General features: G+C 74.2%; 20 protein-coding genes. 13 read left to right on the top strand and 7 right to left on the bottom strand.

The genetic code is table 11. The features are described from left to right. Positions 1-4: 4 nt before the first annotated feature. Positions 5-1,168 (bottom strand): flagellin, encoded by a 1,164-nt coding sequence (locus JKP76_RS22835; protein WP_207146577.1) that lies wholly within the window; start codon positions 1,166-1,168, stop codon positions 5-7. Between the two features lie 201 nt (positions 1,169-1,369). Between JKP76_RS22835 and JKP76_RS19860 the strand changes: the two genes are divergently transcribed. Genes JKP76_RS19860 through JKP76_RS00585 form a run of 8 tightly spaced genes read left to right on the top strand, consistent with a single transcriptional unit; the run spans position 1,370 to position 7,329 of the window. After that, positions 1,370-3,469: an ATPase, T2SS/T4P/T4SS family gene (locus tag JKP76_RS19860; protein ID WP_309232785.1), complete on the top strand. Its 2,100-nt coding sequence runs from the start codon at positions 1,370-1,372 to the stop codon at positions 3,467-3,469. Further along, positions 3,466-4,407 (top strand): type II secretion system F family protein, encoded by a 942-nt coding sequence (locus JKP76_RS00615; RefSeq protein WP_200489139.1) that lies wholly within the window; start codon positions 3,466-3,468, stop codon positions 4,405-4,407. Before JKP76_RS19860 ends, JKP76_RS00615 begins: the two co-directional genes overlap by 4 nt. A 29-nt stretch (positions 4,408-4,436) precedes the next feature. Then, a complete protein-coding gene (locus tag JKP76_RS00610; protein WP_200489138.1) occupies positions 4,437-4,643 on the top strand; it encodes a hypothetical protein in 207 nt (68 codons plus the stop codon). Beyond that, a complete protein-coding gene (locus JKP76_RS00605) occupies positions 4,636-5,046 on the top strand; it encodes a TadE/TadG family type IV pilus assembly protein (RefSeq protein WP_200489137.1) in 411 nt (136 codons plus the stop codon). Before JKP76_RS00610 ends, JKP76_RS00605 begins: the two co-directional genes overlap by 8 nt. Then, positions 5,043-5,510 carry a hypothetical protein gene (locus tag JKP76_RS00600; RefSeq protein ID WP_200489136.1) on the top strand — a complete coding sequence of 156 codons (468 nt, stop codon included), beginning with the start codon at positions 5,043-5,045 and terminating at the stop codon, positions 5,508-5,510. Before JKP76_RS00605 ends, JKP76_RS00600 begins: the two co-directional genes overlap by 4 nt. 59 nt (positions 5,511-5,569) lie before the next feature. After that, a complete protein-coding gene (locus JKP76_RS00595; protein WP_200489135.1) occupies positions 5,570-6,085 on the top strand; it encodes a MarR family winged helix-turn-helix transcriptional regulator in 516 nt (171 codons plus the stop codon). Continuing rightward, positions 6,082-6,534 (top strand): DUF5313 family protein, encoded by a 453-nt coding sequence (locus tag JKP76_RS00590; protein WP_200489134.1) that lies wholly within the window; start codon positions 6,082-6,084, stop codon positions 6,532-6,534. Before JKP76_RS00595 ends, JKP76_RS00590 begins: the two co-directional genes overlap by 4 nt. 51 nt (positions 6,535-6,585) lie before the next feature. Further along, the gene (locus tag JKP76_RS00585; protein ID WP_200489133.1) at positions 6,586-7,329 is read left to right on the top strand and encodes a hypothetical protein; all 744 of its coding nucleotides are present in this window, start codon (positions 6,586-6,588) and stop codon (positions 7,327-7,329) included. 96 nt (positions 7,330-7,425) lie between these two features. Here JKP76_RS00585 and JKP76_RS00580 read toward each other — a convergent pair whose 3' ends face one another. After that, the gene (locus tag JKP76_RS00580) at positions 7,426-7,884 is read right to left on the bottom strand and encodes a GNAT family N-acetyltransferase (RefSeq protein ID WP_200489132.1); all 459 of its coding nucleotides are present in this window, start codon (positions 7,882-7,884) and stop codon (positions 7,426-7,428) included. On the opposite strand from JKP76_RS00580, the gene JKP76_RS00575 reads away from it, so the two are divergent. Further along, entirely contained in the window at positions 7,883-8,989 is a 1,107-nt protein-coding gene (locus tag JKP76_RS00575; RefSeq protein WP_304504695.1) for an alanine racemase, read from the top strand. The genes JKP76_RS00580 and JKP76_RS00575 overlap by 2 nt on opposite strands. Before the next feature lie 7 nt (positions 8,990-8,996). On the opposite strand, the gene JKP76_RS21940 is transcribed toward JKP76_RS00575, so the two are convergent. The 3 genes from JKP76_RS21940 to JKP76_RS00565 are packed head-to-tail and all read right to left on the bottom strand — an operon-like array spanning position 8,997 to position 10,699. Beyond that, positions 8,997-9,515, bottom strand: a complete 519-nt coding sequence (locus JKP76_RS21940) for a YhjD/YihY/BrkB family envelope integrity protein (RefSeq protein WP_309232784.1) — start codon at positions 9,513-9,515, stop codon at positions 8,997-8,999. After that, on the bottom strand, positions 9,512-9,976 hold the full coding sequence (locus JKP76_RS21935) for a YhjD/YihY/BrkB family envelope integrity protein (protein ID WP_309232783.1): 465 nt from the start codon (positions 9,974-9,976) through the stop codon (positions 9,512-9,514). Before JKP76_RS21935 ends, JKP76_RS21940 begins: the two co-directional genes overlap by 4 nt. A 51-nt stretch (positions 9,977-10,027) precedes the next feature. Further along, the gene (locus tag JKP76_RS00565; RefSeq protein WP_309229491.1) at positions 10,028-10,699 is read right to left on the bottom strand and encodes a class I SAM-dependent methyltransferase; all 672 of its coding nucleotides are present in this window, start codon (positions 10,697-10,699) and stop codon (positions 10,028-10,030) included. A 107-nt stretch (positions 10,700-10,806) separates the two neighbouring features. On the opposite strand from JKP76_RS00565, the gene JKP76_RS00560 reads away from it, so the two are divergent. The 4 genes from JKP76_RS00560 to JKP76_RS00545 all read left to right on the top strand — a co-directional run bounded on the left by JKP76_RS00560 (position 10,807) and on the right by JKP76_RS00545 (position 15,266). After that, positions 10,807-12,396, top strand: coding sequence for a helicase HerA-like domain-containing protein (locus tag JKP76_RS00560; protein WP_200489130.1), 1,590 nt, complete (start codon positions 10,807-10,809; stop codon positions 12,394-12,396). 100 nt (positions 12,397-12,496) lie between these two features. Next, a complete protein-coding gene (locus JKP76_RS00555) occupies positions 12,497-12,673 on the top strand; it encodes a hypothetical protein (protein WP_200489129.1) in 177 nt (58 codons plus the stop codon). A gap of 85 nt (positions 12,674-12,758) precedes the next feature. Continuing rightward, on the top strand, positions 12,759-14,255 hold the full coding sequence (locus JKP76_RS00550; RefSeq protein WP_200489128.1) for a class I adenylate-forming enzyme family protein: 1,497 nt from the start codon (positions 12,759-12,761) through the stop codon (positions 14,253-14,255). A 30-nt stretch (positions 14,256-14,285) separates the two neighbouring features. After that, the gene (locus tag JKP76_RS00545; protein WP_200489127.1) at positions 14,286-15,266 is read left to right on the top strand and encodes a phosphotriesterase; all 981 of its coding nucleotides are present in this window, start codon (positions 14,286-14,288) and stop codon (positions 15,264-15,266) included. On the opposite strand, the gene helR is transcribed toward JKP76_RS00545, so the two are convergent. Next, complete coding sequence (gene helR / locus JKP76_RS00540; RefSeq protein ID WP_200489126.1) at positions 15,267-17,408, bottom strand: RNA polymerase recycling motor ATPase HelR; 2,142 nt, start codon at positions 17,406-17,408, stop codon at positions 15,267-15,269. Between the two features lie 99 nt (positions 17,409-17,507). Continuing rightward, positions 17,508-18,110 (bottom strand): LppP/LprE family lipoprotein, encoded by a 603-nt coding sequence (locus tag JKP76_RS00535; RefSeq protein WP_200489125.1) that lies wholly within the window; start codon positions 18,108-18,110, stop codon positions 17,508-17,510. Positions 18,111-18,257: the final 147 nt, after the last annotated feature.

Here is an 18,257-nt window from a genome sequence, read left to right as displayed (position 1 = left end):
CGGGTCAGCCGAGCAGCGCGAGCACGCCCTTCGCCGTCGACTGCGCCTGGCTGAGCATCGCCGTCCCGGCCTGGCTGAGCACCTGGTTGCGGGAGAAAGCCGCCATCTCCAGGGCCATGTCGGCGTCCCGGATGCGGGACTCCGACGCCGTCAGGTTCGCCAGCGAGACCGACAGTCCTGCGGCGGTGTGCTCGAACCGGTTCTCCATCGCGCCCAGGGCGGCGCGCACGGAGGAGATCCGGTCGATGAGCTCGCCGGTGGTGGCGACCTTGGCCGGTGGTGCGTAGAGCGGGGTGAGGGCGGCCTCGTCGGCGGCGGTCGTCGCCGGGCCCGGGACCGCGCCGGTGAAGAGCAGGCCGGTCGCCGTCGTGGTGAAGCCGGTGCCGAGGGCGCCCGTGACGGCGGCGTTGAGCCGGTCGAGGTGGTCCTGCGGGGTGACCGCGCCGGTGTAGTCGACCGAGCCGAAGTCGAAGGCCTGCCCGCCGTAGTGGAGGGTGCCGGCCAGTGTGCGGAACTCGCCCGGTGCGTCGGTGGGCGAACCGAAGCCGCCGGTCAGCCGGAGCCGGCCGGCTTGCGCCGGCCCCGGCGCGGCGGATTCCGCCCAGACCGAGGTGGCCGGTGCCTCCAGGCCGCTGCCGACGGAGAGCAGGATGCCGGCCAGATTCAGCGGCCGGCCGTCCTCCGGGATGGTCACGCGCACGGTGTCGCCGGCGGCCCCGCCCACCTGGAAGTCGCGCTCGAAGGTGCCGTCGAGCAGCGGGATGCCGTTGAAGGTGGTGCTCCGGGCGATGCGGTCGATCTCCGCACGCACTCCGCTCGTCTCGGTCTGGATGGCCGCGAGCGCGGTGCTGTCGAGGGCGCCGACGTTGTGGCGCTGGACGGTCAGGTCGCTCAGCCGCTGCAGGAGCGCCGAGGTCTCGGCGAGCGCGCCCTCGGCGGTGCGCAGCAAGTTGATGCCGTCCTGGATGTTGCGCATGGCGACCGTGCCGCCGCGGATCTGGGCGCGTAGGCCCTCGGCGATGCTGAGCCCTGCCGCGTCGTCGGCGGCGGAGTTGATCCGCAGCCCGGTGGAGAGCCGGCGCAGGGAGACGGTCATCGCCTCGTCGTTGCGGGCCAGCGCGCGGTGGGTGCCCATCGCGGCGACGTTCGTGGCGACGCCCAGACCCACGCTGACCCCTCCCCGGTAGTGCCGACGCTCTGACATCGGCCCGGGCGCCGCGACCTCAACCCGAAACGAGGCGTCGCTGTCTCGGTTGTCGGAGCGGGCCGCCGTCCACCGTTCACCCGGGTGGGTGGAGCTGCCCGTCCGTCGTCCACAGATCGTGATCGCGGCCGGTCGCGGACCCTCCCGTTCTCCTACAGTCCGGCCGTGGCGAGCGCTCTGGACGTGGTGGACGGGGAGGTCCGCGAGCTCATCCGCCGCCGCGGGCTGGACCCGTTCACCGACCCCGGGCCGGTGCGGCTGCTGGTGCGCGACGTCGTCGCCGACTACTCGGAGCGGGCGCTCACCTCAGCGCTTCCCCCGATCGGGGACGCCGACTCCGTCGTCCGCGACGTGCTGGACCGGGTGGCCGGGTTCGGGCCGCTGCAGCGCTATCTCGACGACCCTGAGGTGGAGGAGATCTGGGTGAACGAGCCGGGCCGGGTGTTCATCGCCCGCCGCGGCCGTTCGGAGCTGACGACGACGATCCTCGCGCCCGGCGAGCTGGCCGACCTGGTCGAGCGGATGCTGCGCACCTCGGGTCGACGGATCGACATGTCGACCCCGTTCGTCGACGCGACTCTGCCCGACGGGTCGCGGCTGCACGTCGTCATCCCGGACATCACCCGCCGGCACATGGCGGTGAACATCCGCAAGTTCGTGCTGCAGGCGCACTCGCTGGACGAGCTGATCGCGCTCGGCACGATCACGGTGCAGGCGGCGCGGTTCCTGGAGGCGTCGGTCGCGGCCGGGCTCAACGTGCTGGTGTCCGGCGGCACGCAGGCCGGGAAGACCACGCTTCTGAACTGCCTGGCGGCCGCGATCCCGGCGCAGGAGCGGGTGATCACCTGTGAAGAGGTCTTCGAGCTGCGGGTGCCGCTGCCCGACGTCGTCGCCATGCAGACCCGCCAGCCCAACCTCGAGGGCGCCGGGGAGATCCCGCTGCGCCGGCTGGTCAAGGAGGCGCTGCGCATGCGGCCCTCGCGGATCGTCGTCGGCGAGGTGCGGCAGGAGGAGTGCCTCGACCTGCTGATTGCTCTGAACAGCGGACTTCCCGGCATGTGCACGCTGCACGCGAACAGCGCCCGCGAGGCCGTCGTGAAGATGTGCACGCTGCCGCTGCTGGCCGGCGAGAACATCGGGACGGCGTTCGTCGTCCCCACCGTGGCCTCCAGCGTCGACCTCGTCGTGCACGTGGGCACCGACCCGTCGGGGCAGCGGCGGGTGCGGGAGATCGTGGCTCTGCCCGGGCGGGCCGAGGGCGGCGTCATCGAGACCGCCGACGTCTTCACCACCCGCGACGGCCGGCTGGTGCGGGCGCCGACGGCTACCCGCCGCACGCCGACCGGTTCGCCGCCCGCGGCGTCGACCTCGCCGGGCTGCTGGCATGACCGGGCTGTCGGCATGACGCAGTCCGGGGCGCTGCTCGGCCTGCTGTTCGGCCTGGGCGCGCTGCTCATCTGGCGCAGCGGTCCGCGGGCGCCGCAGCGGCCGACGACCCCGCGGCGGCCGGGTCGCACGCAGCAGCTGCTCGGCGCGGCCGGGCTGACCGGCATCAACCCCGCCCAGCTGCTCGCGCTGCAGGTCGGGCTCGGGCTGCTGGTGCTCGTCGTCGTCCTGGTGACCACCGGAACGGTGACGGTGAGCCTGGCGTTCGGGCTGTTCGGCTTCGCGGTGCCGTACGCGCAGGTGCGCCGGCTCGCGGCCAAGCGGCAGGCCGACCTGCGCGAGGTGTGGCCGGAGGTCGTCGACAACCTGTCCTCGGCGGTGCGGGCGGGCATGTCGCTGCCCGAGGCTCTGGCCGCGCTGGGCACTCGCGGACCCGAGGTGCTGCGGCCGCCGTTCGCCCGCTTCGCCGCCGACTACCGCTCCACCGGACGCTTCGGGCCGGGGCTCGACCGGCTCAAGGCCGAGCTCGCCGACCCGGTCGGCGACCGGATCGTCGAGACGCTGCGCGTCGCGCGCGAGGTGGGCGGCACCGATCTGGGTCGGGTGCTGCGCACGCTCGCGACGTTCCTGCGCGAGGACGCCCGCGCCCGCGCCGAGCTGGAGACCCGGCAGGGCTGGGTCGTCTCCGCCGCGCGCCTGGCCGTGGCCGCGCCGTGGGTGGTGCTGCTCCTGCTGGCCACCCAGTCGACGACGTTGTCGGCCTACGACACCCCGCTCGGCACGGTGATCCTGGTCGGGGGCGGCGCGGTCTGCCTCGTCGCCTACCGGCTCATGCTGCGGATCGGCCGGCTGCCCCAGGACGTGCGGGTGCTCCAGTGAGCCCGGCCCTCACCGGGATGCTGCTCGGGCTGGTCGCCGCGGGCGGGCTGATCCTCGCGGTGCGGTACGCGCCGCCGTTCCGCGCGGTGCGGCTGGTCGACCGGCTGGCGCCGTACGTGCACGACACCCCGCCGCCGTCCCGGCTGCTGGGCACGCCGACCGAGCCGGGGCTGCTGGTCGCCGTCCGTCGGGTGTTCGGTCCGGCCATCGGGGACGGCGCCCGGCTGGTGGACCGCTTCCTCGGTGGGCGAGCGGCGGTGCGCCGTCGGCTGGAGGCGCTGGGCGGCGAGATGACCGTCGAGGACTTCCGCGTCGAGCAGGTGGTGTGGGGCGGTCTCGGCCTGCTGGGCGGCGTCGTCGTCGCCGGGGTCGGCTCGGCGGCGGCCGGGAGCCTGAACGTGCTGAGCGCGGGCCTGCTCTGCGTGGCCGGGCTGGTCGGCGGCGTGCTCGGCCGCGACTGGTGGCTGACGCAGCAGGTGAACCGGCGCGAGGAGCTGCTGCTCGCGGAGTTCCCGGTGGTCGCCGAGCTGCTCGCGCTGGCGGTGACGGCGGGGGAGAGCCCGGCCGCGGCGATCGCGCGGGTCACCCGCCTCTCCGGTGGCGAGCTGGCCCGCGAGCTCGGCGGTGCGCTGGGCCGGGCGCGTGCCGGGGTACCGCTGACCGAGGCGCTGCAGCAGGTCGCCGACCGGACCTCGCTGGATCCGCTGGCCCGCTTCATCGACGGGCTCCTGGTGGCGATCGAGCGCGGCACCCGGCTCGCCGAGGTGCTGCGCGCCCAGGCGGCCGACGTCCGGGAGGCCGGCAAGCGGCGGCTGCTCGAGGCCGGTGGCCGGAAGGAGATCGCCATGATGGTGCCGGTCGTCTTCCTCGTGCTGCCGGTGACTGTCCTCTTCGCCCTCTTCCCGGGACTGATCAGCATCGTCTCGCTGGCGCAGTGATGCCGGCGGACACGGAGAAAGGACGCGCCATGCGCCCGTTCGCATTCCTGACGGCGGCTCTGGCCGCCCTGACCGCCCGGCTCGAGGCCGACGATCCGGAGCGGGGGGACGTGCCCGGCTGGGTCATGATCACGGTGATGACGGCGGCGCTCGTGCTGGCCATCCTCGTGCCGTTCCGGACGGCGATCGTCGACGCGGTGACCAACGCGCTCACCTCCGTCACGAGCAGTGGCTGACGCGTCTCCTGCCGACGACGGCGGCGAGCGGGGGAGCGCCGTCGTCGACTTCGTGCTGGTCTCGCTGCTCGTCGTCGGGCTGCTGCTGGCGATCCTGCAGGTGGCGGTCTACGCGCACGTCCGGAACGTGGTGACGGCGAGCGCGCAGGAGGGCGCCCGGTTCGCGGCGAACGCCGACGTCGACTCGGCGGTGGGCGCCGCCCGCACGCTCGAGGTGGTCGGGCGGGCGACGACCGACCGGACCGCGGCGGGGCTGGTGTGCACCTCGGAGGAGGAGGCCGACCCGAGCGGCATGACGCTGGTGGTGGTGCGCTGCTCGGGGGCGGTGCCCTCGCTGCTGTCGGCGCTGGGCGACCTGCTGCCGCTGGAGGTCACCGGCCGCGCGGTGAAGGAGGGCGCGTGAGGTGGCTGCGCGCCCGGCTCGGGCAGCTGGAGGGCGAGCGCGGATCGGCGCTGGTGGAGTTCGTGTTCATCGCTCTGGTCGCCCTGGTGCCGCTGGTCTACATCGTGGCCGGGTTCTCGGCGGTGCAACGCGGGGTGTTCGCCGCGAATGCTGCCGCGCGCGAGGCGGGCCGGGCACTCGCGACGGCCGCCGACCCGGTGACCGGCCAGGCGCAGGCCCTGCGGGCAGCGGAGCTGGCGGTGGAGGACCAGTCGGTGGACGCGACCGACGTGCGGGTTGCCTACGCGCCGGCCGGCTCGGACTGCGATGCCGCCGGCTCGTACACGCCGGTGCTGGTGCCGGGGGAGCGGTTCTCGGTGTGCGTGACGGTGACGGTGCGGATCCCGCTGCTGCCGGAGTTCGTCGACGCGAACACGGCCACCGGCCAGTTCGTGGTGGAGCGGGAGCGGTACGTCGACGGGTGAACCGCCGGTGTGACGCATGGTGCACCAATCATTGGTGCACCCGGTGTTACGCTGGAGCCATGAAGTCCGACGTGGCCGAGGTGCCGACCGCCCTCGAGGCGGAGGACGTCCTCGCGCTCGACCGCCAGGTGTGCTTCGCGCTGTCCGTGGCCGCCCGCAACGTGGTGGCGATCTACCGGCCGGTGCTCGAGCCGCTGGGGCTCACCCACCCGCAGTACCTGGTGATGCTGGCGCTCTGGCAGTACGGCACGTCGTCGGTCAAGAAGCTCTCGCAGTTGCTCCAGCTCGACCCGGGCACGCTCTCGCCGCTGCTCAAGCGGCTCGAAGCGGCCGGTCTGCTGCGCCGCGAGCGGGACCCCGAGGACCAGCGCAACCTCGCGCTCGCGCTGACCGACGAGGGCAAGGCGCTGCGCGCGGAGGCGGAGAAGATCCCGGCCGGTATCGTCGAGCGGCTCGGCATGCCCGTCGAGGAGCTCGTCCACCTGCACGAGGTGCTGACTCGCGTCATCACGACGTCGCAGGACGCGCTCGCCCGGTCCCGCGACGCCGCCAGTGCTCGGGGTGACCAGTCATGACCGGCCCGATCGACAGCATCGCCGAGGAGCCGATCGTCCGGCCCGCTCCGCACCGCTGGTTCTGGTACGCCCTGGGTGGTCGGCTGCCCCGCAAGCACCGCGGCTGGGTCCTGTTCGACACCACCACGAGCACCTGGTGGCTGCGGCACACCACGCGCAGCATGGTCCAGCTCGTCATCCCGATCGCGCTCATCATGGTCTTCGTGCCGGGCAGCTTCGGGCTGCGCGTCGGCATGTGCCTGCTCGGGATCTTCCTGGCGCTCATCTACTCGACCGCCTACATCGCCGAGTCGACCGAGACGCGGGTGAAGAAGGCCGGCTACCCCGTGGGCACCGCCCTGGCGCTGCGCGACCGCGCCGGCATCGAGCGCCAGCGGTTGGAGAGCGAGCGCAAGCGCGCCGCCGCCACCAAGCGCGCCGCCCGCTACCAGCGCCGCGCCGACCGCTAGCCGTCCCGCTCCGCCCTTGGGGTCGGCGGGAGCCGGTGTGAGGATGGCTGCGTGGCCGTACGTGACGCGCAGACGATCGACTCCATCGCCCGGGCCTCCGACGGGCTGCTCACCCTCCTCGTCACCGAGGACCGGCCCTACACGCCCGACACCGCAACGGCGCTGGCCGAGGAGCTGCGGGCCAAGCTCAACGCCTACATCTACGCGGTGAAGACCCGCCAGATCGCCGAGCGCGAGGGCGACGAGCCGGCCGTCGTCCTGCTCCACACGGTCGACGAGCCGCCGAAGGTGGTGCTCGACGTCCTCAAGGCGGCCGGGCATCTGCTCGCGGCGGACGGCGTGACCGTCGCCTGGCAGCTCGCCGACAGCATCCCCCCGGAGCGGGACCAGACGGACGTCGTCCGCGAGATCGCCGGGGGCCTGATCGACGCCGCTCCGGAGGAGTGGACCCACCTCAGCTACGCCGCGCTGCTCATCGGCGACCGGCGTCGCGACCGGCTCACCGCCACCACGGAGGAGGGGTCGGTCGACCTGCAGGGCGCGCCCGCCGAGGTGCGTGCGGCGGTCGAGGAGCTCAAGCAGCTGATGTGGACGCCGGACCGCGGTACCTGGCTGGAGCTGCAGTTCACCGTCGACCGCGCCGCCGGGCAGCTGAGCCCGGGGTTCAACTACAACCTCGAGCCGGCCGGGGATCCGCTGCCGGTCGAGGCCTACGTCGAGGAGCTGCGGCGGTTCCCGCGGCCGTCCCCGGCGATGCCCGACTGGCTCGCGCAGCGGGTGGCCGACGCCGGCTGACCCCTCCGCTCTGCGCTTCCGCGGAACGGCGGATCGCGCCTGATGCACGTTCCCGCGGGAACGTCGCGCGCTTCCGCGGGAGCGTCGCGCCCCGGATCAGCCGGCCAGGTCGCGGCGGAACAGCACGTACTCGCCGTCCTCACCGGTGCACCGGAAGCCGGCCGCCTCGTAGAGCCGGCGGGCCGGGTTCTCCCGGTGCACCCCCAGAGCCAGAGCGGCGTGCCCGCCGCGCCGGACATGGTCGGCGACGGCGTCCAGCAGCCGGCGGCCCAGGCCGAGGCGCCGGTGCGCCGGCGAGACGTGCAGGGTGACCACCGTGGCGACGCCGTCCAGCACGGTCCACATCCCGTAGCCGACGGGCGCTCCGTCCAGCTCGACGACGGTGGTCCGCTCCAGGTTCTCGCCCCACAGCCGCCGGTTGCGGTCGAGCGCGGCCAGCCACGCCGCCTCCTGGTCGGGCTCCCGCTGGCGGATGTAGTCGAGCTCCGCCGCCTCGACGAGCGGCAGGTCCACCGCAGAAGCGGTGCGCCACCGCAGCTGCGGCTCCTCGCCCATGCGCTCCTCCGTACCCGTGCCTGTCGGAACGGCCCGCCGCCGGATCGAGGCGGGGCTGGCCGAGCGTGATCGTCTTCTGACAGGGTCGCGGGCATGCGGCTCGACGAACTCCCCACCCCCGCCCTCGTCGTCGACCGAGGGCGCGCTCGAGCGGAACCTCGCCACGATGGCCGAGGTCTGGCCGGGGCGGCGGCTCCGGCCGCACGTCAAGGCGCACAAGACCAGCGGCCTGGCCCGCCGCCAGGCCGAGCTCGGGCACACCGGCTTCACCTGCGCCACCATCCGCGAGGTCGAGGTCATGGCCGCCGCCGGCCTGGGGGAGGACCTGCTGCTGGCCAACGAGGTGCTCGACATGCGCCGGCTCGGCGCCGTGGTCGAGGCCGGCGCCCGGGTGACCGTCGCCGTCGACTCCGACGCCGTCCTGCGGGCAGCGGTCGACGGCGGCGTCCGGGAGGTGCTCATCGACGTCAACGTCGGCCTGCCCCGCTGCGGCTGCGCCCCCGAGGACGCCGGCCGCCTCGCCGACGCCGCGCGCGCCGCGGGCCTCGAGGTCCGCGGCGTCATGGGCTACGAGGGCCACCTGATGCTCGTCCCCGACCGCGACGACCGCGTCCGCAAGACGGCGAAGGCCATGGACCTGCTGACGACGGCGCATGCCGACGTCGGCGGCGACGTCCTCTCCGGCGGCGGCACCGGCACCTGGCGCACCAACGCCGTCGTCACCGAGCTCCAGGCCGGCTCCTACGCGCTCATGGACACCGCCTACGCCGCGCAGGACGACGTCCCCTTCGAGCAGGCGCTCACCGTCCTCGCCACCGTCGTCTCGGTGAACGCGGCCGGCGGCTGGGCGGTCGCCGACGCCGGGCTCAAGGCCTTCGGCATGGACCACGGCGACCCGACCCTGCCCGGCGCCGCCGTCCTCTACTGCTCCGACGAGCACACCATCGTCGCCGCGGCCGACGGCGGCACCCTGCCCGCGCTCGGCGACCGGGTGCGCCTGGTGCCCGCGCACATCGACCCGACGGTCTCCCAGCACGAGCGGATGTGGGTCGTCGACGGCGAGGAGGTCGTCGACTGCTGGCCGGTCGACATGCGGCACTGGTGAGCCGCGCTCAGCCGCCCGGCCGGTCCGGCGGGTCGAAGGTGACGTGCACCGTCTCGAACCCCTTGTGCCGCTCGGCCTTCGCCTTGCCGGTGTAGCTGCGCCGGTCGCCGGGGGTGAGGTCGACGGCGTCGGTGAACGGCGTGAGGAGCGCCCGCGGGTAGAGCTTGTCGACGCGCACCACATTGACCTCGACGCACAGCACCGCGAACACCGCCGCCAGGTACAGGAACGCCAGCAGCCCGAGCACCAGGGCGAACACCCCGTTGACCGCACTGGCGTTGGCCACCACCCGGCTCACGTAGGTGACCCCGAAGGTCTGCAGCAGCTGCCACACCACCGCGGCGAGCAGCGCTCCCGGCAGCACGTCGCGCACGCTCACCGAGCGGCTCGTCCCCAGCCGGAACGCGAACGTGAAGATGACCCCGTTGATCAGCACCGAGGCGATGAGCACCAGGGTCCGCACGACCCCGCCGAACGATCCCGCGTCCGCCGCACCGATGGTGGACAGCGCCGTCGTCCCGATCACCGCGACCCGCCGGCCGTGGCCAGCAGGACCAGGCTCTTGCCGCGGGCCAGGAACGGGTTGGGCCGGTCGTTGCGCGGCACGTTCCACGCGGTGTTCATGGCGTGCTGCAGCGCCTGGGCGACGCCGAGCCCGCCGTACAGCGCGCCCAGCACACCGATGACGACGGCGGTGGTGCCGCCGCTCAGGCTCTGCGGCTCGCCCAGCTGCTCGCCGACCACGGGCAGCTGGCTGAGCGCGGAGTCGATGAGCCGCTCCTGCAGCTCCGGGTTCCCGGCCAGGACGAACCCGAGGATGGTCGTCGACAGCAGCAGCAGCGGGAACAGCGAGACGAACGCGTAGTAGGTGATCAGCGCGGCCAGGAACGGGCCGGAGTCGTCGACGTACTTGTAGACGACGGCGATCGGGAAGCCGGCCGCCCGGTGGCGGCGCTGCAGGCGGTCCAGCCGGTCCACGAGAGCCACAGGCGCAGTCGATCACGTCCCGCGCTCGGCCGCCCCCGGCCGCAGCGGCGCTCAGCGCAGCCGGCGGGCCCGCAGCACGACGTCGTCCGCGTGGTGCGCGCCGGCGCCGCCCTCGGGCACCACCCGCGGCCGCACCTCGTCGACCTCCACCTGCCAGTCCTCGTCGAGCAGCGCGGCCACCATCGACGGCCACACGTAGTCGGCCGGGTCGGGCCGGCCCTCCTCCGGCACGTGCGACTCCATCCCCGCGTGGTGCACCAGCAGCAGCACCCCGCCGGGGGCGACCGCTGCCAGCAGCGCCCGCTCGGCGGCGGCGTCCGGGGTGCGCAGCAGCGCCGGGTACATCGCCGAGACGAGCTCGAACGACCCCGGCGGCAGCGCGGCCTCGACCAGGCCGGCGTGCACCCAGCGGACGGCGACCCCGGCGTCCCGCGCGTGCCGGGCCGCGCGCTCCAGGGCGACCCCGGACACCTCGAGCGCCGTGACGTCCCAGCCGCGGCCGGCCAGCCACACGGCATCGGCCCCCTCGCCGCAGCCGACGTCGAGCACCCGCCCCGGCGGCAGGTCGGCGACCTCCGCCACGAGCGCACCGTTGGGACGGCCGCTCCACAACCGGTCGGGGTCGGCGCCGTAGCGCTCGTCCCACTCCGCGGCCACGGCCGGGTCGCCGGCGTATCCCTCGGTCGGGAAGGTCTCGGGGGCGGGCGGTCGGGCGTCGGTCACCGGACCACTCTCGCCGGGCGGGGCCCGCGCCCGCCACCGCCGTTGCCGTTCCGGCAACCGCGCAGCTCGGCCTGCCCCACGGCCTCCCGGCCGCTAGCGTCCGAGCCGTGACGACGCCCGACCAGACCCCGGCCCCCGGCGACGACGTCGCCGCCCGGATCGCCACCGGTTACGCAGCACCCGGCCCGGCGCTCGCGCTGGGCTCGGTGGTCCACGAGGGGACGGCGCACCCCGACGCCCAGGTGCGGCTGCCGCTGGCGATGCTCAACCGGCACGGCCTCGTCGCCGGCGCGACCGGCACCGGCAAGACCAAGTCGCTGCAGCTGATGGCCGAGCAGCTCTCCGCCGCCGGGGTGCCGGTCGTGGTCGCCGACATCAAGGGCGACCTGAGCGGGCTCGCGCACCCCGGCGAGGGCGGCGACCGCGTCACCCAGCGCATCGCCGTCACCGGCGACGACTGGGCGGCCACCGGCTTCCCCGTCGAGTACCTGTCGCTCGGCGGCATCGGCCCCGGCGTGCCGCTGCGCGCGACGATGACCGACTTCGGCCCCGTGCTGCTCGCCAAGGTGCTCGACCTCAACGCCACGCAGGAGAGCTCGCTCGGGCTGGTCTTCCACTACGCCGACGAGGCCGGGCTGCCGCTGCTGGACCTCAAGGACCTCCGCTCCGTCATCAGCTGGTTGGTCAGCGACGAGGGCAAGCCCGAGCTCAAGCGGCTCGGCGGGCTGTCGGCGAGCACCGCCGGCGTGCTGCTCCGCGAGCTGATCGGCCTGGAGCAGCTCGGCGGCGACGTCTTCTTCGGCGAGCCCGCCTTCGAACCGGCCGACCTGATCCGCACCGCCGCCGACGGGCGCGGCGTCATCAGCGCCGTCGAGCTGGCCGCGGTGCAGGACCGGCCGGCGCTGTTCTCCACCTTCCTCATGTGGCTGCTCGCCGAGCTGTTCGAGGAGCTGCCCGAGGTCGGCGACGTGGACAAGCCGAAGCTGGTCTTCTTCTTCGACGAGGCGCACCTGCTGTTCTCCGGGGCGAGCAAGGCGTTCCTCGAGTCCGTGACCCAGACGGTGCGGCTGATCCGCTCCAAGGGCGTCGGCGTCTTCTTCGTGACGCAGAACCCCGGCGACGTGCCCTCGGCGGTGCTCGGCCAGCTCGGCAACCGGGTGCAGCACGCGCTGCGCGTCTTCACCCCCGAGGACGCCACCGCGCTGCGCAAGACGGTGAAGACGTTCCCCAAGTCCGACGACTACGACGTCGAGGGCATGCTCACCTCGCTCGGCACCGGCGAGGCCGCGGTCACCGTGCTCTCCGAGCGGGGCACGCCCACCCCCGTCGCCTGGACGATGATGCGCTCCCCGCGCTCGCTCATGGCACCGGCCGACCCCGCCGCGCTGCAGCAGGCCGTCGACGCCTCGCCGCTGCAGGCCCGCTACGGCCGGCCGGTCGACCGCGACTCGGCCTACGAGCGGCTGGCCGCCCGGCTCGCCCCGCCGCCGGCCCCCGCGGAGCCCGCGCCCGAGGTGCGGCTCCCCGACGCCGACCCCGAGCCGCGCCGGCCCCGCCGTCCGGAACCGGAGGAGGAGAGCGTCGTCACGCAGATCCTCGGCTCCTCGGCGTTCCGGTCCTTCGCCCGCTCGGCGGCGTCGTCGCTCGGGCGGGAGATCACCCGCGGGCTGTTCGGCACCCGCAAGCGCCGCCGCTGACCGCCCGGATGCGCACGAGCGTGGTCTCCCGGGGCGGGGAGACCACGCGCAGGCGCATGCGGGTGGGGACGGCGTTCCCGCGGGCGTGCACGATGGCGGCATGAGGTCGCTGCTCACCACCGTCGGGGTCGAGGCGCTGTTCGTCCTCGGCGTCCTGGCCGTCGTCCTCGGCGGCGCCGACGACTCCCCGGGGCTGCAGGGCATCGGCGGCTTCCTCATCGTGGCCTCCGTCGTGCTCGGCGTCCGGGCCGTGCGGCGGCGCCGCGGGAACGCCTGACCCGCGACGCGATCGTCTGGACGCGCGGCGCCGGTCCGGACAGACTCCGGGCACCAGCACCGGACGACGACGTCTCGAGGTCGGCATGGCCTACCCGTTCGACCGCGAGGGCACCGACGTGGGCCCCGACGGCATCCGCCGCTACCGCGACCTGCCGCAGAACCTGATCCGGCTGCTCCGCGCCGCCGTCGACCGCCATCCCGACGGCGAGGCCCTGGTCGAGCTCGGCGGTGAGCGGGTCACCTACCGGCAGCTCTGGGACCGCGCCGCCCGTGTCGCCGGCGGCCTCCGCGCGGCCGGGGTGCAGCCGGAGGACCGGGTCGCCAACCGGCTGCCCAACGGCAACGACTGGGTCTACGCGTTCTGGGGCACGCTGCTCGCCGGCGGCGTCGTCGTCCCGGTGAACACCCGCTTCGCCGAGCCCGAGGTCCGCTACGTCGTCGAGGACTCCGGCGCCGCCTTCGTCGTCGAGCCCGGCGCCCCGCTCCCGGACGGCGAGCCGGTGGAGCCGGCCGACCCGCAGCACACCGATCTGGCCGGGATCTTCTACACGAGCGGGACGACCGGCTTCCCCAAGGGTGCGATGACCACCCACGAGAACTTCCTGTCCAACATCGAGACCTGCCTGCGCTGCCTGGACCTCGGCCGCGAGCCCCGCACCACGCTGATCTCGGTGCCGCTGTTCCACGTCACCGGCTGCAACTCCCAGCTGCTGGTCGTGACCGCGCTCGCCGGGACGTCGGTGGTCATGCCGACGTTCGAGGTGGGTGCGTTCCTCCGCGCGATCCAGGACGAGCGGGTCGACGTCCTCACCACCGTGCCGGCCATCTACTGGCTGGCGCTCCAGCAGCCCGGCTTCGCCGACGTCGACACCTCCTCGGTCATCTCGCTGAGCTACGGCGGCGCGCCGATCGCGCCCGACCTGGTGCACCGCATCCAGCAGGCGTTCCCGACCGCCCGCGTCGGCAACGGCTTCGGGCTCACCGAGACCTCGTCGGTGTCCACCTACCTGCCGCACGAGGACGCCGCCGAGCACGCCGACTCCGTCGGCTACCCGGCCCCGGTGGTCGACGTCCGGCTCGACCGGCCCGACCCGGACACCGGGGTGGGGGAGCTGCTCATCCGCGGCCCGCACGTCGTGGCCGGCTACTGGCGCAAGCCCGAGCAGACCGCGGAGACCTTCGTCGACGGGTGGCTGCACAGCGGCGACCTGGCCCGCATCGACGACGACGGCCGCGTCTACGTCGTCGACCGCAAGAAGGACATGATCAACCGCGGCGGCGAGAACGTGTACTGCGTCGAGGTGGAGAACGCCCTGGCCGCGCACCCGGCGGTCGGCGAGGTCGCCGTCATCGGCGTCACCGACTCGATGATGGGCGAGAAGGTCGGCGCTGTCGTCGTCCCGCTGCCCGGGCGCACGCTCGACCCGGCCGAGCTGCTCGCCTTCGCCCGCGAGCACCTCGCCGACTTCAAGGTGCCGCAGTTCCTCGACGTCCGCACCGAGCCGCTGCCCCGCAACCCCGGCGGCAAGGTGCTCAAGCCCGCCCTGCGCGAAGCGACCGACTGGCAGCCGGTGCGCTGAGCCGCACGCCCACCACCCGAGGGGAAAGCCATGCCCACCGTCGAGACCGTCCGTGGCCCCATCGACACCGCAGACATGGGGGCGACCCTCATGCACGAGCACGTGTTCGTGCTCTCCACCGAGCACGTGCAGAACTACGGCGACGGCGACTGGTGGGACGAGGACGAGCGGGTGGCCGACGCGGTCACCCAGCTGAACGAGCTCAAGGCGCTCGGCATCGACACGATCCTCGACCCGACGGTGTGGGGGCTGGGCCGCTACATCCCGCGGGTGCAGCGGGTCGCCGAGCAGACCGACCTCAACATCATCGTGGCCACCGGCCTCTACACCTACGACGAGCTGCCGCACCAGTACGAGCACCGCGGCCCCGGGCTGCTCCTCGACCTGCCGCGCGACCCGATGGTGGACGACTTCACCTCCGACATCACGAACGGCATCGCCCGCACCGGGGTGAAGGCCGCGTTCCTCAAGTGCGTGGTCGAGGCCAAGGGGCTGACCCCCGGGGTCGAGCGGAACCTGCGCGCCGTCGCCGCTACCCACCGCGCCACCGGCGCCCCGATCACCGTGCACACCTCGGTCGCCAACCAGGCCGGGCGGATGGCGCTGCAGGTGTTCCGCGACGAGGGCGTCGACCTCACCAAGGTGGTCATCGGGCACGCCGGCGACACCAACGACCTGGACTACCTCAGCGAGCTCGCCGAGGCCGGCTGCCTGCTCGGGATGGACCGCTTCGGCCTGGACATCTACAACCCGACGTCCTCGCGGGTGGACACGATCGTCGCGCTGGCCGAGCGCGGCTACGCCGACCGGATGGTGCTGGCGCACGACGCGAGCTGCTACATCGACTACTTCCCCGGGGTCGAGGCGCAGGCCGCCAAGGAGCAGATCGCGCCGAACTGGAACTTCACCCACATCAGCAAGGACGTGCTGCCGATGCTGCGGGAGCGAGGCGTCACCGAGGAGCAGGTCCGGCTGATGCTGGTCGAGGCGCCGCGGCGGTACTTCGAGTGATCAGCTGAGGACGACGAGCCGCTGCGTCGCGCGGGTCATCGCGACGTAGCGGTCCACCGCGCCCTCGATGCCACCACCCCACGACTCGGGCCGGACGAGGACGACGAGGTCGAACTCCAGCCCCTTCGCCAGCACCGGCGTGAGCGAGCGGACCCGCTCGGTGCCGGGGAACGACGGGTCGCCGATGACGCAGCCGATGCCCTCGGGGTGCTCGGCCAGCCAGTCCGCCAGCACCGCGTCCCGCGACCCCACCGACCCGTACCGGACCGGCACCCCGCTGCTGCGGATCGACGTCGGCACGTTCGCGTCCGGCAGCGCGGCCCGGATGACCGTCTCGGCCTCGGCCATCACCTCGGCCGGCGTCCGGTAGTTGACGGTCAGCGAGGCCAGGCGCACGTCGCGCACCCCGACGCGCGCCAGCCGCTCCTCCCACGGCTCGGCGAACCCGTGCCGCGCCTGCGCCCGGTCGCCGACGATGGTGACGCTCCCGGACGGGCAGCGGAGCAGGAGCATCTGCCACTCCGCGTCGGTCAGCTCCTGCGCCTCGTCCACCACGACGTGCGCGAACGGCCCGGCCAGCGGATCGCGCTCGGCGGTGGGCAGTGCCGCCTCGTCGAGCAGCGCGTCCCGCAGGTCGCCGTGCCGCAGCGAGGTCATCAGCAGCAGCTCGGAGTCGTCGGCGGCGATCAGCTCGTCGATGACCCCGGCCATCCGCTCCCGCTCCCGCGCGGTGACCGCCGCCTGCGCGCGCCGCCGCCGCTCGATGCCGGGATCGCCCAGCCGCCGGCGCGCCGCGTCCAGCCACGGCAGGTCGGCCAGGGTCCACGCGCCGGCATCGGCCCGCTGCAGCACCCGCACCTCGTCGGCCGTCAGCCACGGCGCGCACCGCCGCAGGTAGGCCGGCACCGACCACAGGTCCCCGACGACGTCGGTCGCCTCGAGCAGCGGCCACGCCCGGTCGAACGCCGCCCGCAGCTCGCGGTCCTGCTCCAGCAGGGTGCGCAGCTCGTCGGGGGAGACGTCGGCGTCCTCGCCCCGCTCGAGCAGCAGGTCCAGCAGCTCGGCCCACACCTGCTCGCGCGCCTCGTTGTGCGGGGTGCCGGGATCGGCGACCTCGAACGCCTCGGCCCAGTCGGCGGCGCTCAGCCGCAGGTCCGACCACGGCGTCTCCACGGTCAGCCCGGCCGACGGCGGCTCCTCGTAGAAGCGCACGGCCGCCTCGATCGCCTCGCCCACCCGCGCGGTCGCCTTGAGCCGAGCCACCTCGTCGTCGGGCTCGGGAACCGCGGCGGCGCCCTCCGGCACCAGGTCGCGCAGCGTCGCCGTCCGCACGCCCTCCTCGCCGAGGCTCGGCAGCACGTCGGACACGTAGGCCAGGTACGGCTCGTGCGGCCCGACGACCAGCACCCCGCCCCGGTCGTGACCGACCGCCGCGTCGGCGTACAGCAGGTAGGCGGTGCGGTGCAGGGCGACGACGGTCTTCCCGGTGCCCGGACCGCCGTCGACGACGAGCGCACCGGCCGAGCCCGCGCGGATGATCGCGTCCTGGTCGGCCTGGATCGTGCCCAGCACGTCCCGCATCCGCGGCGAGCGCGTGCTGCCGAGGCTGGCGATGAACGCGGACTGGTCGTCCAGCGCCGCGTGCCCCTCGAGCCCCTCGGGGGTGAACACCTCGTCCCAGTAGTCGGTGATCCGCCCGCGCGTCCACCGGTACCGGCGCCGGCTCACCAGCCCCATCGGGGAGGCGTGCGTCGCGGCGAAGAACGGCCCGGCGGCGGGGGAGCGCCAGTCGACCAGCAGCCGCCGGCCGGTGGTGTCGGTGAGCCCCAGCCGCCCCACGTAGACCGGCTCGACGTCGGCAGCGACGATCCGGCCGAGGCAGAGGTCGAGGCCGAACCGGCGCAGGGTGCGCAGCCGGGCGGTCAGCCGGTGGATCTCCAGGTCGCGGTCGAGCGCGGCCTGGCCGTCCCCGCCGGGTGCGCGGCGCTCGGCGTCGAGGCGCTCGGTGAGCTCCGCGACGGACCGCGCGAGGCTCGCGGCGATGGCCGCGAGGTGCGCCTCGTCGGCGGCGATCAGCGCCGGATCGGCCTTGGCAGCCAGGGTGTCGGGCAGGGCGAAGGTTGCGGTGGTCAGCGGGTCCACGGCGTCAGCTCCGTTCGTGAGGCCCGCGACCGTAGAACGAAAAAATCGGCCTCATGAGCCTTGACCAGAACTGCTACAAAGAGAGTGACGGAGAGCCGCTCAGGACGCGGCGCGCACGTCCGGTGCCGCCGGGGTCTCGGTCAGCGACCGGACGACGAAGAGGGCGCCGTCCCACGCGTAGGTCACCGAGCCCGTGTGGCCGGGGCAGCAGTACGGGTCCGTGCCCGCGACGGTCGGCCCGGTGAGTTCCACCGTCGTCCCGTCGGCGGTGACGGCCGCCCGGGTCAGGAACAGCTCCTCACCCAGGACGCCGATCAGCCGCGGCGCGGAGCCGCGGACGTCGAAGACGGCGACGCGCTCGGCCGGGGTCGAGACCGCCGACGGGCAGCCGAGCTGCACGAGCACCTCGTCGGCGCCGTCGCCGGTCACGTCCGCGACGCTGCGCCGCACGGTCTCGGCGTCCCACAGCTCGCCGGGTAGCCCACCGGCCACCCACGCGTCGCGCGGAGCGCAGTCCAGGGCGGCGTAGGCGGCGGTCTTCCAGTCCACCCGGGTCGCGACGGGTTCCGACGTCGCCGGAGCCTTCCCGGCCACCGGCGTCGCCGCGTGCGGGCCCGCCTCGCAGCCGGCGAGCAGCAGCAGCGCGGAGCAGGCGACGACGGCGGCAGCCCGGAGGCGGCGGGCGCGCGGAGGGATCGTCACGTCGTCCCATCGGGACGTGGAGCCGCCCGGTGAACGCGCCTCACCCCTCGGGGTGAGGCCGCACCCCTCAGGGGCAGAAATGGCCATGTCTGCCCTGCCGGTCCACCCCTGCGCCGGCGACCCGATCGGCGGTCGCCCGACCGGGTG

Source organism: Blastococcus sp. TML/C7B (assembly GCF_016612845.1).
Classification (GTDB): Bacteria; Actinomycetota; Actinomycetes; order Mycobacteriales; family Geodermatophilaceae; genus Blastococcus.
Note: the sequence above shows the minus strand (reverse complement) of the source record. Positions and strands in the feature narration are given on the sequence as shown.

What these genes read in the sequence shown, in the direction of transcription:
- JKP76_RS00610 (WP_200489138.1), top strand. Translation starts at nt 4,437, where the DNA reads ATGCGCCCGTTCGCATTCCTGACGGCGGCTCTGGCCGCCCTGACCGCC.
- JKP76_RS00595 (WP_200489135.1), top strand. Translation starts at nt 5,570, where the DNA reads ATGAAGTCCGACGTGGCCGAGGTGCCGACCGCCCTCGAGGCGGAGGAC.
- JKP76_RS00590 (WP_200489134.1), top strand. Translation starts at nt 6,082, where the DNA reads ATGACCGGCCCGATCGACAGCATCGCCGAGGAGCCGATCGTCCGGCCC.
- JKP76_RS00575 (WP_304504695.1), top strand. Translation starts at nt 7,883, where the DNA reads ATGCGCTCCTCCGTACCCGTGCCTGTCGGAACGGCCCGCCGCCGGATC.
- JKP76_RS00580 (WP_200489132.1), bottom strand. Translation starts at nt 7,884, where the DNA reads ATGGGCGAGGAGCCGCAGCTGCGGTGGCGCACCGCTTCTGCGGTGGAC.
- JKP76_RS00555 (WP_200489129.1), top strand. Translation starts at nt 12,497, where the DNA reads ATGAGGTCGCTGCTCACCACCGTCGGGGTCGAGGCGCTGTTCGTCCTC.
- JKP76_RS00550 (WP_200489128.1), top strand. Translation starts at nt 12,759, where the DNA reads ATGGCCTACCCGTTCGACCGCGAGGGCACCGACGTGGGCCCCGACGGC.
- JKP76_RS00545 (WP_200489127.1), top strand. Translation starts at nt 14,286, where the DNA reads ATGCCCACCGTCGAGACCGTCCGTGGCCCCATCGACACCGCAGACATG.